The 12,678-nt window shown below is 62.9% G+C and carries 14 protein-coding genes; 2 read left to right on the plus strand and 12 right to left on the minus strand.

Annotated elements, in window-relative coordinates:
* Nucleotides 1-535 precede the first annotated feature (535 nt).
* Genes ccsB through FPY90_RS08675 form a run of 5 tightly spaced genes read right to left on the minus strand, consistent with a single transcriptional unit; the run spans nt 536 to nt 5,276 of the window.
* Nucleotides 536-1,564 (minus strand): c-type cytochrome biogenesis protein CcsB, encoded by a 1,029-nt coding sequence (gene ccsB / locus FPY90_RS08655; RefSeq protein WP_498685026.1) that lies wholly within the window; start codon nt 1,562-1,564, stop codon nt 536-538.
* An 8-nt stretch (nt 1,565-1,572) separates the two neighbouring features.
* A complete protein-coding gene (resB, locus tag FPY90_RS08660; protein ID WP_498685028.1) occupies nt 1,573-3,177 on the minus strand; it encodes a cytochrome c biogenesis protein ResB in 1,605 nt (534 codons plus the stop codon).
* A 14-nt stretch (nt 3,178-3,191) separates the two neighbouring features.
* Nucleotides 3,192-3,956, minus strand: a complete 765-nt coding sequence (locus tag FPY90_RS08665) for a cytochrome c biogenesis CcdA family protein (RefSeq protein WP_071213220.1) — start codon at nt 3,954-3,956, stop codon at nt 3,192-3,194.
* 26 nt (nt 3,957-3,982) lie between these two features.
* Complete coding sequence (locus FPY90_RS08670; RefSeq protein WP_071212776.1) at nt 3,983-4,609, minus strand: TlpA family protein disulfide reductase; 627 nt, start codon at nt 4,607-4,609, stop codon at nt 3,983-3,985.
* Between the two features lie 4 nt (nt 4,610-4,613).
* Nucleotides 4,614-5,276 carry a histidine phosphatase family protein gene (locus FPY90_RS08675; protein WP_498685030.1) on the minus strand — a complete coding sequence of 221 codons (663 nt, stop codon included), beginning with the start codon at nt 5,274-5,276 and terminating at the stop codon, nt 4,614-4,616.
* 271 nt (nt 5,277-5,547) lie between these two features.
* Here FPY90_RS08675 and FPY90_RS08680 point away from each other — a divergent pair, with 271 nt between their 5' ends.
* Complete coding sequence (locus tag FPY90_RS08680; RefSeq protein ID WP_071212774.1) at nt 5,548-6,321, plus strand: polyadenylate binding domain-containing protein; 774 nt, start codon at nt 5,548-5,550, stop codon at nt 6,319-6,321.
* Between the two features lie 107 nt (nt 6,322-6,428).
* On the opposite strand, the gene FPY90_RS08685 is transcribed toward FPY90_RS08680, so the two are convergent.
* Together FPY90_RS08685 and FPY90_RS08690 are read right to left on the minus strand one after the other, a co-directional pair.
* Nucleotides 6,429-7,088: a redox-sensing transcriptional repressor Rex gene (locus FPY90_RS08685; protein ID WP_071213219.1), complete on the minus strand. Its 660-nt coding sequence runs from the start codon at nt 7,086-7,088 to the stop codon at nt 6,429-6,431.
* 192 nt (nt 7,089-7,280) lie between these two features.
* On the minus strand, nt 7,281-7,535 hold the full coding sequence (locus tag FPY90_RS08690; protein ID WP_071212773.1) for a glutaredoxin family protein: 255 nt from the start codon (nt 7,533-7,535) through the stop codon (nt 7,281-7,283).
* A 49-nt stretch (nt 7,536-7,584) separates the two neighbouring features.
* On the opposite strand from FPY90_RS08690, the gene FPY90_RS08695 reads away from it, so the two are divergent.
* On the plus strand, nt 7,585-8,400 hold the full coding sequence (locus tag FPY90_RS08695; RefSeq protein ID WP_071212772.1) for an HAD family hydrolase: 816 nt from the start codon (nt 7,585-7,587) through the stop codon (nt 8,398-8,400).
* Nucleotides 8,401-8,516: 116 nt separating this feature from the next.
* On the opposite strand, the gene FPY90_RS08700 is transcribed toward FPY90_RS08695, so the two are convergent.
* The 5 genes from FPY90_RS08700 to FPY90_RS08720 all read right to left on the minus strand — a co-directional run bounded on the left by FPY90_RS08700 (nt 8,517) and on the right by FPY90_RS08720 (nt 12,666).
* Nucleotides 8,517-8,615 (minus strand): 30S ribosomal protein bS22, encoded by a 99-nt coding sequence (locus FPY90_RS08700; RefSeq protein ID WP_003792170.1) that lies wholly within the window; start codon nt 8,613-8,615, stop codon nt 8,517-8,519.
* Between the two features lie 144 nt (nt 8,616-8,759).
* On the minus strand, nt 8,760-8,972 hold the full coding sequence (locus tag FPY90_RS08705) for a helix-turn-helix domain-containing protein (RefSeq protein ID WP_071212771.1): 213 nt from the start codon (nt 8,970-8,972) through the stop codon (nt 8,760-8,762).
* 202 nt (nt 8,973-9,174) lie between these two features.
* Nucleotides 9,175-10,281, minus strand: coding sequence for a 3-deoxy-7-phosphoheptulonate synthase (locus FPY90_RS08710; protein ID WP_498685033.1), 1,107 nt, complete (start codon nt 10,279-10,281; stop codon nt 9,175-9,177).
* Nucleotides 10,282-10,682: 401 nt separating this feature from the next.
* Nucleotides 10,683-12,026 (minus strand): NADP-specific glutamate dehydrogenase, encoded by a 1,344-nt coding sequence (gdhA, locus tag FPY90_RS08715; RefSeq protein WP_071212770.1) that lies wholly within the window; start codon nt 12,024-12,026, stop codon nt 10,683-10,685.
* Nucleotides 12,027-12,213: 187 nt separating this feature from the next.
* Complete coding sequence (locus FPY90_RS08720; protein WP_498685034.1) at nt 12,214-12,666, minus strand: ArsR/SmtB family transcription factor; 453 nt, start codon at nt 12,664-12,666, stop codon at nt 12,214-12,216.
* Nucleotides 12,667-12,678 lie beyond the last annotated feature (12 nt).

The following is a 12,678-nucleotide window of genomic DNA, read 5'->3' on the forward strand; positions in this document are numbered from 1 at the left end:
ACTTCCTTTTTGCGATTCGCACGGACGCCGGAGGCAAACTGGCTTCCTTCTGAGGTGGCCACTGCCAACGGGGACCAAGGGGGCCAAGGGGCACCGCTACCGGACAGCCGTCTTCCCCCAATGCTGCGCCCCCGATCGGCCCGTGTGCCCTTGGCACGCCGGTGAAGCTGAGGGGCGAGACGATAATGCAGTCGCGGCGCACCGAACTGCCGTCATGCTCGTCGCCTTGCCCTTCGAAGCCCTGGCCGTTGTGCACCCCGGCAGTAAGGACGGCATCCGCGACCGTTATGTCTTGGGCCCCTCGCAGATACTGCCGTGGTCCCGGCTTGGCAAATTCGAGTCGTCCACTCAGGCGCTGCATCGTCGGTGGGTTCCTGATTCTGACCGGCACTCAAATAGACCAAAAGCGGACCACAACCTGTGAATGGACCAAGCCGGGAAGGCCGCCAGCGGCCCCTCGAGGGGCCTGTTAACGCGGCAGTGGCCCCGCGCCCGCAAATGCGGGAATGGGGCCACCAGGTGCAGCGTGGGGTCTTTACAGGCCCGCGTAGGAGTGCAGTCCGTTGAAGTAGATGTTCACGACTGTGAAGTTGAAGACGATGCACAGGTAGCCGATGATGCTCAGCCAGGCCGAGCGGGCGCCCGTCCAGCCGCCGGTGGCGCGGGCATGCAGGTAACCGGCGTAGACAACCCAGATCACGAAGCTCCACACTTCCTTGGTGTCCCAGCCCCAGTAACGGCCCCAGGCGGCTTCGGCCCAGATCGCTCCGGCCATCACGGTGAAGGTCCACATCACGAAGGCCACCGCATTGATGCGGTAGGCGAAGTTTTCCAAGGGAGCGGCACCGGGGACCAGGCGCATGAACGGCATCTTGTCCGGCTTGCCCGCGGCCAGGGCATCCATTCGCCAGTGCTGGACCAGCTGGAGCACGTTCATCGCGAAGGTGATGGTGAACAACGACGAGGCCAGCACGGCAATGGACACATGAATGATCAGCCAGTAGCTCTGCAGTGCGGGCACCAGGTGTGCGACCGGTGTCGGGAAGCCCATGGTGGCTCCACACAGCATCACGGTGACTAGGCCGATGACGAAGGTGCCCATGAAGCGCAGGTCCTTCTTCAACAACACGAGCGAGAACACGAGGGCCACCAAGAAGGAACCGGTGGACAGGAACTCGTACATGTTGCCCCACGGCACGCGGCCGGCAGCAATGCCGCGGGCGACCACGGCAAAGCCCTGCAACAGCACGCCAAGCCATGTCAGGGAGACAGCAATCTTGGCCGCCATGCGCTTGGCGGAGCTGGCCGTGTACGTCATGGAGTCGTTGACCAGCTCGTCTTCCGCGCGACTTGAGGGTGGTGTTCCCACGGCGCCGGCCGCGACGAGGACCTTCTTTTCCGATGCAAGCGTCGCGGCGTCGATTTCCTGGATGAGCTTGCTTGACTTCGCAAGATCCCACGCGAAGGCCACGAAAGCCGATGCATAGACAATTGCGGCAAGCAACATGAACAGGTCGCTGTACTGACCCAAGGCCACGTTGATCGTGGGCATGTTGTTTTCCATTCGGTCTCCTAGACTCCGGCTCGCTCAACGGCGGGCCACTGCTGCTCAAGAAGCTTGCGCAGCTCCTTGGCTTCGGATTCAAGTCCGTGGTCTTCACCGCGGGCCAGCAATCCGTATTCGATTATCCGCTCTTCACGGCCCGATCCGTCAACCGAGGTCTTGACCTTCACCCAGGCACGGCGTCGGGCAGTGAACAGTGAGATGCCCAGGCCCAACAGCGAAAGCGCTGCGAAGATCGCCACCGGGCGCTTGCTCGGGTCGTAGGCGATATCCACGCCGATAAAGCGCTTGAGTCCGTCAAAGGAAATGCTTCCCTTGCCGTCCGGCAGCTTGTAGGTCTGTCCTGCCGACAGCACGATGCCCCCGGCGTCGAGGTTTCGGTTGTTCAGTTCTTTCAGGTTGTCGGTTTCAAGAACATAGACGTTTTGCGGATTGCCGTCGTCCAGTCCCAGGTTTCCGTAGTACGAGTTCAGCTGCAATTGCGGGTTGATGGCATTGGGGTCGCCGGAAATCGCGAACCCCGTCTCGTCAGTCATCGCGGTGGGGAGCAGGAACCCCTGGAAGCCCAGCTGATCCGGCTTGGCGTCGGGAGCCTTGATCACCATCAGCGAGGTGTACATGCCGTCCTGGGGCACCGACACCACCGGTCCACTGAACGCGACGTTTCCAGCACCGTCACGGACGGTGACCACCGGTGCGTAGCCGTTGCCGACCAGGTACATGTCCGCGCCATCGATGCGCAGCGGATGGTTGACGCGGATCGTTTCCTTCTGGGGTTCGGCATCCGGGCTGCGGCGGGTTTCGACCTCGGCGGTGAAGTCGATCGGCTGGCCGAAGTGGGTCGTCGATTCGCGGTCGAAGGTGATGTTGAACTTGTCGAGCTTCACCGAATACGGGTCCAGGGAGTCTTCCTTGAACCAGGTGCCGGGCTTGAACGAATCGTAGGAAACCAGAGAGTTCACGAACGTCTCGCCCTCGACTAGGACGCGTTGCCCGTTGTACCCGAAGGCTCCGCCGATGCCCACCGAGGCCAGGAGCCCCACCAGGGAAATGTGGAACAGCAGGTTGCCGATTTCACGGATGTATCCGCGCTCGGCGCCCGCCGACGGGGTCGGGCCTTCGGTACGAGCTTCGGAACGATAACCGCGCTTCTTCAAGAGGGCGGCGGCCTGCCTGGCGATTTCTGCGTCGCTGAGGCCAGACTCCAACGCGGACTGGATTTCGATGGTGCCGTTTTGCGGCAACCGGTTCAGCCTTGAGGGGGTGCGCGGCGGAGGGGTGCGCAAGGCCTTGGCGTGCTTTTTCACGCGCGGCAGGATGCAGCCGATCAGCGAGATGAACAACAGCATGTAGATCGCCGAGAACCACACCGAGGAGTAAACGTCGAAAAGCTGGAAGCGGTCCAGCCACTCCCCGGCGGTTGGCTTGTTGGTCAGGTAGATGGTCACCTGCTCCGGATTCACCGAGCGCTGGGGAAAGAGCGACCCGGGCACGGCGGCCACTGCCAGCAGCAGCAGCAGGAAAAGCGCTGTTTTCATGCTGGTGAGCTGGGTCCAGGCCCAGCGCAGCATGCCAACGAGTCCAAGGGCCGGGACCGCTACGTCTTTTTTCATGTCATTTTTCGCCATTAGATGGGCAACCTGATCTCATTGGTGAACCAATCCTGCAATTGCGTAACCCAGGTACCCCACAGGCCAGTGGCCATCAGGATTCCCAGAAGAATCAACATGCCGCCGCCGAAGCGCATGATCGCCAACTGGTGTCGACGGAAAAATTGCATGGCTCCCATGCCGCGGCGTATTGCCATGGCGATGAAGAGGAACGGCAGTCCCAATCCCATGCAGTAGAAGAAAGTCAGCAGGGCGCCCTTGCCCGGATTCGGATCCACGCCGGAGCTCATCGCCAACACGGCGGCCAGCGTCGGGCCGATGCACGGTGCCCATCCCAAGCCGAAGGTCAGACCCAGGACCGGCGCTCCCCAGAGGCCGGCCGGCGGCTTGCGGTGTATCTTGGCTTCTCGCTGCATGAAGGAGAACTTCCCCATGAAGACAATGCCCATGAAGATCACCACGAGGCCCAAAAGCTGCGTAACCCACGCACCCTTGTAGATCATCCATCCGGCGATCTGTGAAAAGAGCACACCGGCGAGCATGAAGATAACCGTGAATCCGAGGATGAACAGGCCGATTCCGGCGACCATCCGTCCACGTTTCTGCTCGGCGAGATCGGCGCCGGAAAGGCCGGTGACGTAACCCAGGTAGCCCGGTACAAGTGGCAGCACGCAAGGCGACAGGAAAGAAACGAGGCCCGCCAGGATGGCCACGGGGACAGCGAGAATCAGCGACCCGTCCTGCACGATCTCGGCAAACTGGTTACCTTGGGCCGGCAGCATCAAGGCGCCGGCCAGCACGGGGTTGATCACAACGACTCGGTCAGAGCCGTATTGATCAGGGCCTTGAGCGTCGGCTTTTCGGCGACGCCGAGGATGCGTGCCGAGACCCGGCCACGTTTGTCCAGCACCAGCGTGGTGGGCACGGCCTTGAGCGGAACGTATTTGGTCATTGCCAGCTGGATTGCACCCTGGGTGTCTTGGATCGAGGGGTACTTGATCCCGAAGGTGCGCTCGAATGCCTCGGCGGCTTCCTTCTCGTCGCGCACGTTGATCCCAATGAATTCGACCTTGCCCTTGAACTCCTTGCTGAGTTCAACCATGTGCGGGGCTTCGATGCGGCACGGGGCACAAGCCGCGTACCAGAAGTTCAGGACGGTGGCCTGGTCGGCCCAGTCGGCAGAGTCGATCTTGGTTCCGTCGTAGGAAACGGCCTGGATCTCCACCGGGGCCGTACGCGAGTCGGGACCGTATTCCTGCACGGAGCCGTCACCGGCGATGTAATTCTTGTTGTTGCCCTCGCGGGCCTGCTTGGCCAGGGGGTCTTCGTCGCCGACGCATGCAGCCAGCGGCAGGACGGCAGCACCAATCAGGGCTGCGCGCAAGAATGTACGTCGGCCCAAGCGCTGTGCTTGGGCCGAGATGGGATCGGTCATGATCTCAAGCTCCAGGGATGTTCGCAGCGTTGGCCAAGAGGTCCACGCTAGGTTCTGCATAACGGACTGCGACCAGACTTTCACCTTCAAAGTCCAGGCTAGTCACGGAGGTGAGAGTGCACTCGCGTTTCCGCGGGTCATGCCACAGGGCTCGGCCCTCGGCAGAGCGGCGCGTGACCCAGATCGGCAGCTGGTGGCTGACCAATATGGCTTCGGCTCCACGGCCGCCAAGTTCAACCGCTCGATCGCGGTGTTCGACAATGGCGGTCATCATTCGTGCCACCTGGTCCCGGTAGGGCTCCCCCCAGGATGGACGAAAAGGGTTAACGACGTAGGACCAGTATTTTGGTTCCTTCAGCCGGTTCTTGATCTGCGAGAGTCCCTCGAAGCGGTTCGCGGCTTCGATGATCCGATCATCGGTCACAATTTCCAGGCCCAGCGCCTTGGAAGTCGGTTCGGCCGTTTCCTGCGCCCGAACGAGCGGGGAGGAGACCAAATGCGTGATGTTGGCTCCCGCATTTCGCTGCGCGGTGAAGTACTCCGCAGCACGATCGGCCATTTCGTGGCCAAGATCGGAAAGGTGGAACTCCGGCAGCCGACCGTAGAGAACCCTGTCCGGGTTATACACTTCGCCATGACGCAGAAGGTGAACGGTAGCAGTCGACATGGGTTAAGTGTCTCAAAACTTTGTTCCGATACCTAAACCGGAAACGTGACTTTGCCCTTGCGCCGACCGGAAAGCACGAGGAATCGGCTCCATTTTCTACAACTTGTACAAGTGTGGCCGTATTCTGCGCCGCAAGGGCCCCGGGCTTTGCCACCCCGTTGGACAAATCGTCCAAACGCTACGAAAAACCATCCTTAGGGAGGGTCAAAATGGAAACCGCACCCTATATCGTGAGGGGTAAGCCGTAGTTTTCCACCAAAAGGAGCAGGTTATGTCTACCCCTGAAAATGATCCCCAGAACCCGAAGCCGCCGTCCGGCGAACCGAACCCGCCGCAGTACGGGCAGCGCACGCCGCAGGATCCAACCGCCGCCGGGCAGCCGCCCTACGGCCAGTCGCCTCAGCATGGCGTCCAGCAGCCCAACCCCTATGGGCAGAACCCCAACCCGTACGGCCAGCAGCCGCCCGCCAACAATCCTTACGGCCAGCAGCCGCCCCAGGCGCCGTCGCCCTACGGCCAACAGCCATACCCTGGCGGCTTCCCGGTGCCTCCGCAGGGCAACTTTGCGGCACCCCAGATGCCAACGCACCGCCCCAAGGAACTGGACACGTCGTTCTGGGCCATCCTGGCAGCCGGTGTGGTCTTTGCCATCGCCGTGGTCACCTCGGTCTTTAGCCTGAACTCGGCAACGCTGAGCAGCGAACTCGGCGCCATGCCGGGCATGACGGAGCAGCTTGAGGCTTCCGGTCTGACCCTGGACGACGTCGTGGGGATGCTTCCGGCGATCCAGTCGACCGCGGTTGTCTTTGCCTTGATCTTCCTGGGCGTCTACGTGTTGATTGCGTTCATGGTCCGCAGGGGAAGCAACGTGGCACGCATCTTCGCCACGATCCTTGCAGCGCTCTCGCTCTTGAGCCTCGGAAGCGGAATACTGATCCTGCTCTCGGTCGTGCTCGGCGTCGTTGGCGTTGTCTTCGCCTGGTTGCGTCCGGCCAGCCAGTACATTGCCGCCCGCCGTGCGGCACGGGCAGCGGGTTACCGCTAAAAACCGCCCTTCATTGTGAATGGTCCGCGGGAACCAGCCGGTTGCGGCTGGCCCCCGCGGACCCTTTTTGTTGGCACCGGTGCCTTTCGGCGTCCGGCCGGTGGAGTCTAGGAACCCAGGTTCTGTGCGTGGTAGGCCAGGATCTGGAGTTCGGTGGCCAGATCGACCTTGCGGAGGTTGACGCCGGACGGCACCTGCAGGACTACCGGGGCAAAACTCAGGATGCTGCGCACGCCACGGCCCACCAGCTTGTCGCACAGGTCTTGGGCGGCCGCTCCCGGAACGGAGAGCACCGCGATGTTGGCATCGGTGGCTTCAAGGATTTGGTCCAGGTCGGCAATGTCTTGGACCTGCAGGTCCCCCACCTCGGTGCCTATGACCTCGGGTGAGGAATCCAGCAGCGCGACGATTTCAAATCCTCGGCTTCTGAACCCGCCATATCCCGACAGCGCCCGGCCCAGGTTGCCGGCGCCGATAATGGCAACACGCCAATGCTGCATCAGGCCCATGGCCTTGGAAATGTGCTCGGTCAATTCGGTCACCACGTAGCCCACTCCGCGGGTCCCGTATGACCCCAGCAGGGACAAATCCTTGCGGAGGATGGCGGGGTTGACCCCCGCCTCCGCGGCCAGCACGCCCGAGGAAGTGCGTTCCGCACCGCGGGCCTGCATCGCGTTCAGCGCCCGCAGGTACTGCGTCAATCGAGCCAGGGTCGCTTCCGGAAGGATCCGGCCCAGCGATCCGGTATGCGGCCGCCCCTGTTCCATGCCGGGCTCGAGGTCCTCAGCGATCCGGTAGCCTGCAGCGGAAGCGTCCACGTCGCTGCCTGCGGGGTGGTGCTCAATGGGCATGGGTTCTGACTCGATTCCTTGGATGACTTCATAACGTACCAACCGGTTCTTCCGGGCCGCCGCACTGCCACCGGGTTTCACCCGGGCGGCCTGCCGCTGGCCGCGACGCTATCCTGCCAGCAAGGACTCAAGTCGCTGGGCATCGATCACCCAGAAGTCCCGCACCCGTCCGTCCACCAACAGCACCGGAACTTCTTCCGAATGCTGGGCCAGGAGTTCCGGGTCCTCGTCGATGTCAACGCTCTGCCACGTGTATCCCAGCCTGCTGGTGACCTCATCGAGGGTCTTTGTCGCGGCAAGGCACAAATGGCATCCTGAACGAACCAACAACTTGATCTCTCGCGGGGTCTGCACACTGCTCATGATCCAACGCTACAGCTCCGGTGAAAAAAGATTGCAATACACTGGGCGGATGCCCTCCAACCCTTTTCCCGTGTCCCACCTTGGGCAGGAGCCGGTGCTCTCCAGCACCTCGGCCGCCTTTTTTGATGTCGACAACACCATGATGCGTGGCGCATCGCTGTATGCGGTTGCCCGGAAAATGTACCAACACCGGGCTTTTACCTTGCGCGAGGTAGCGTGGTTTGCCCTTCACCAGCTGCGGTTCGTGACCCGGGGAGAAAACCTCGGTGATATCCACGCCATCCGCGACCGCGCGCTTTTGCTGGCTTCCGGGTTCTCGGTGGCAGACATGGTTGCGCTCGGGGATGAAATTTATGACGAGTTCATTGAGTCGAAAATCTGGCCCGGCACCCGGGCCATCGCCGACCAGCATATGCACGCCGGGCGCCAGGTCTGGCTTGTCACCGCCACGCCGCTGGAGGTTGCCACAATCATGGCCCGGCGGCTGGGTCTCAGCGGCGCGCTTGGAACCAGCGTGGAACATGTCGAGGGCGTCTACACCGGCCGCCTGGTCGGCGAGATCCTGCACGGGGCAGCGAAGGCCAACGCGGTCCAGAACCTAGCCCGGGAAGAGGGCCTGGATCTTGCAGAATGCTGGGGGTACAGCGACTCCCACAACGACATCCCCCTGCTCGAGGTGGTCGGCCACCCTGTGGCGATCAATCCGGACGGCAGGCTTCGCCGCCACGCCAAGGAGCGAAACTGGCCCGTCTACGATTTCCGGACCGGGCGCAAGGCCGCGACCTTTGGGCTGAAGGCTGCCGGGGTCTCGGGCGCGCTCTGGGGCTTGTGGCGCAGCGTTGGAGCACTTCGCCGCCGCCCCTGAGCGATCATCCGCCGCGTCCGTGGCGACTTCCGTGGCATGCAAAAAGGTGCGCTTCCCGTTCAAGGGGAAACGCACCTTTTCACATGCTCGATTCCGGGCAAGCCCGGAGCCGGCATTTACTTCTTATTACGACGCTGGTGGCGGGTCTTACGAAGCAATTTACGGTGCTTCTTCTTGGCCATACGCTTGCGGCGCTTCTTAATAACAGAGCCCATAATGGTTCCTCACAAACTGATTCGATTGCCGACTACTACTTCTTCGGCACCAAAGCACCAGAATAGCCAACGGGACGTTAAACGTTCCTTAACAGATTACCTGCTTCCAGAGCGGATTCTGACCACTCGTGAAAACCGTCGGCGCTAGCCGGTGCTGGAGTTCCGCCCGAACCCGGCCGCCCGCAGGTATTCCTGCACCGCATTCTCGGGTACCCGGTAGGAACGACCGAATCGAACGGCCGGCAATTCACCGGCGTGAACGAGGCGGTAAACGGTCATCTTTGACACGCGCATCACCTCGGCAACCTCGGCCACCGTCATGAAACGCGCGTTGGCAAAGTTTTGCGATTCGACCATTCCCTGATTCTCCTGACAATATTCACATAGCAGTCATGCATTGGCGCCAACTAGGGAGTGTTCCTTGCACACGCCAACACCCCAAGATACCCTATGTTCTTATGTCACACTTTAGTGGCTCGCGGGGCCAATGTGAACTGGGCAACGTCTAACAATGCGTAGGCCATAGTCCAGTCGTGGGTCGAACGAGCGTGCGCAACCCCTAGCGTGCCGCACGCACCGCAGCGGCCAAGGTCTCGAGCAGTTCCGCGCTGGTGTCCCAACCCATGCAAGCATCGGTGACGGACTGGCCGTAGGTCAGCCCCGAGAGCACGTTGGCTCCCTCCGCAACGGTGTCCGGATCGTGCTTCTGGGAGCCGGGGACCAGAAAACTTTCGGCCATGATGCCGGCAATCTTCTGGTCACCCGCGGCGATCCGGGCGGCCAGTTCCGCAATGACCTCGCCCTGGCGCACGTGGGACTTTCCCGAGTTCGCGTGGGATGCATCGACGATCATCCGCGGATTCATGCCGGCGCTTGACATGGCCGCCGAGGCCTTGGACACCGGTTCAGGAGCGAAGTTGGGACCGTCCGCGCCGCCACGCAGGATCAGGTGGGCGTCCTGGTTTCCCGCGGTCCGCACGATGGCAGTGCGTCCCTCGTCACTGATTCCCATGAACGACTGCGGCGCACCGGCGGCCTGGCAGGCGTCGATCGCGACCTGCACCGATCCGTCGGTGCCGTTCTTGAAGCCCACGGGCATCGACAGACCCGAAACCAGTTGGCGGTGGGTCTGGCTTTCGGTGGTGCGGGCACCGATGGCTCCCCAGCTGATCACGTCGGCGAGGTACTGGGCACTGAGCGGTTCCAGGAATTCGGTGGCCAGCGGCAGCCCCAGGTTGCTGGCTGCCAGCATGAACTCGCGCGCGGCACGCAGTCCGGCGGCCATGTCGTGGCTGCCATCCAGGTGGGGGTCGTTGACCAGGCCCTTCCAGCCCACGGTGGTCCGCGGCTTTTCGAAGTAGCTGCGCATCACCACCAGCAGCTCCCCCTCGTGCTCCTTGGCCGCTGCGGCGAGCCTGGTGGCGTATTCAAACCCCGCAACCGGGTCGTGGATGGAGCAGGGGCCGATGATGACCAGCAGGCGCTCATCGAGCCCGGAGAGCACGGCGCGGACTTCCTGCCGGGCCCGCATGATCCGGTATCCCTGGGCGTCGCCCACGGGAAGTTCGGCGAGCATCTCGGCGGGGGTGGGAAGTTCGGTGATGCCCAACACGCGTTCATTGGTGTTGGCGCGTTGCTGCGTCTCGGTGGCGGCTGCGATGCTCATGGCTGGGGGCCTTTCGGTTTCTGCCCCGCGCGTCTTCGCGGGGCCCATTGGTTTCAATGCGGCCCCCGCTGACACGTCTCCGTAATCCTCCAGGGCCGCTATCTTGGAAATAGCGAAGGGCCGGCAAGCAATAGCTTGCGGCCCTTGTCGGCTCTGAAGGTGGGTATGCGAAATTATCGCGTCTTAGGCCCCTCCAGAGCCGACACAAAATACGCATACCAACGATTAGTCATGATGGAAATGTACCCCCGACCCGTCGAAATCGGCAAACCCGGCACCGAGACCCGCTGAAACAAAACGTCTCAAACACGCAAAGGCGGGGGTCGGCAAGCAGAACCCCTTGGGTTCATGCTTGCCGGCCCCCGCCTTGGTGTCGCGTGCGACGGCTGCTGCGGTGCTTGCTAGATCAAGCCCTGGGCCAGCATGGCGTCGGCGACCTTGACGAAGCCTGCGATGTTGGCGCCGGCCACGTAGTTGCCCGGGACCCCGTACTCGTCGGCGGTCGAGGCGCAACGGTCGTGGATGCCGACCATGATCTCGGTCAGGCGGGCCTCGGTGTGCGCAAAGCTCCACGAGTCGCGGCTCGCGTTCTGCTGCATTTCCAGTGCCGAGGTGGCCACGCCGCCGGCGTTGGCCGCCTTGCCCGGGGCAAAGAGCACCCCGGCGTCCTGGAAGAGCGAGGTTGCCGCGGCGGTGCAGGGCATGTTGGCGCCCTCGGCCACGGCCAGGACACCTGCGGAGATCAGGCGCTTGGCGTGCTTGGCGTCCAGCTCGTTCTGCGTGGCGCAGGGCAGCGCCACGGTGGCATCCACGTCCCAGACGTTGCCGCCCTCGACATAGTGCACCCTCTTGGACTTGGCGCGCTCGGCGTACTCGCTGATGCGTCCGCGTTCGACTTCCTTGATCTGGCGAAGCAATTCGATGTCGATGCCGCGCTCGTCGAGGATGTAGCCGGAGGAATCCGAGGCCGTCAAGACGCGGGCTCCGAGGCTCTGGGCCTTGTCGATGGCGTTGATGGCCACGTTGCCCGAACCGGAAACGACGACGCGCTGGCCGTCAAAGCTCGTGCCGCGGGACTTGAGCATTTCCTGGGTAAAGATCACCGCACCAAAGCCGGTGGCCTCGGGACGCACCAGGGAGCCGCCCCAGCTGATGCCCTTGCCGGTGAGCACACCGGATTCGTAGCGGTTGGTGATGCGCTTGTACTGGCCGAACAGGTAGCCGATTTCACGGCCGCCGACGCCGATGTCACCGGCCGGCACGTCGGTGTACTCGCCGATGTGCCGGTACAGCTCCGTCATGAACGACTGGCAGAAGCGCATGACCTCGGAGTCGGACTTGCCGCGCGGATCGAAGTCGGAACCGCCCTTGCCGCCGCCGATCGGCATGCCGGTGAGCGAGTTCTTGAAGATCTGCTCGAAGCCCAGGAACTTCACGATGCCCAGGTACACCGAGGGGTGGAAGCGCAGTCCGCCCTTGTACGGGCCCAGCGCGGAGTTGAATTCCACACGGAAACCGCGGTTGATCTGCACGCGGCCTTCATCGTCGGTCCACGGGACACGGAAGATGATCTGGCGCTCCGGCTCGCACAAGCGCTGCAGGATGGCCGCTTCGGCATATTCGGGACGCTTGCGCGAAACCGCTTCAAGGCTTTCGAAAACCTCGGTCACCGCCTGGTGGAATTCCGCTTCACCGGGGTTGCGACGGAACACTTCGTCGCGAATGGTCGCAAGTTGCTGGTCCAAGTCTTATCTCCTCATCACTTGGGGCAGGCACGAGGGCACGCTACCGCCATGACTGGCGACGCTGCCCCGCCTTAGAGAATGACACGCGCAGCGCCCGCGGGCACAACCCGGGCGTAATCATGGAACCACGCCCGCGTAACGTTTTTGCCTGACGCGGTACGATGCCGCAGCACCATACGGGGGCTGGCTACCGCTTTCTGCCGAACTTCGGCTTGGGGAAACGTTCGAGGAAATCCTGGGCGCGGCCGGTGACCTGTTCCAGGCCGCGGCCGACGGTGCGGCCCAGCTGCGCGGCCGCCACCGTCGCCTGGCTGGCGACCTCGTGGGATCCGGCAGCCTGCTCCGGGTAGTGCTCCGGAACCAGGGCCAAGGCCGGCGCCGGGGGCAGGTAGCGGTGCAGCCAGGTCTCCAGTTCCAGGAACGTCGCGGGTTCCAGGGCGTAGTAGCGGCGCTGCCCGTCGGCGCGCATCGAGACCAACCCGGCTTCGCGCAACACCTTCAGGTGCTTGGATACGGTCGGCTGGGAAACACCCAGCGCCTCGACCAGGGAACCGACCGAGCACGAATCCTCGCGCAGGGCCTCGAGCAACCGGCGCCGGGTGGGGTCTGCCAGTGCGGAGAAAATATCATCATGAGCCACCGCATAACCCTA

Origin of the sequence: Arthrobacter sp. C2, from assembly GCA_024207135.1 — a bacterium.
Lineage (GTDB): Bacteria > Actinomycetota > Actinomycetes > Actinomycetales > Micrococcaceae > Paeniglutamicibacter.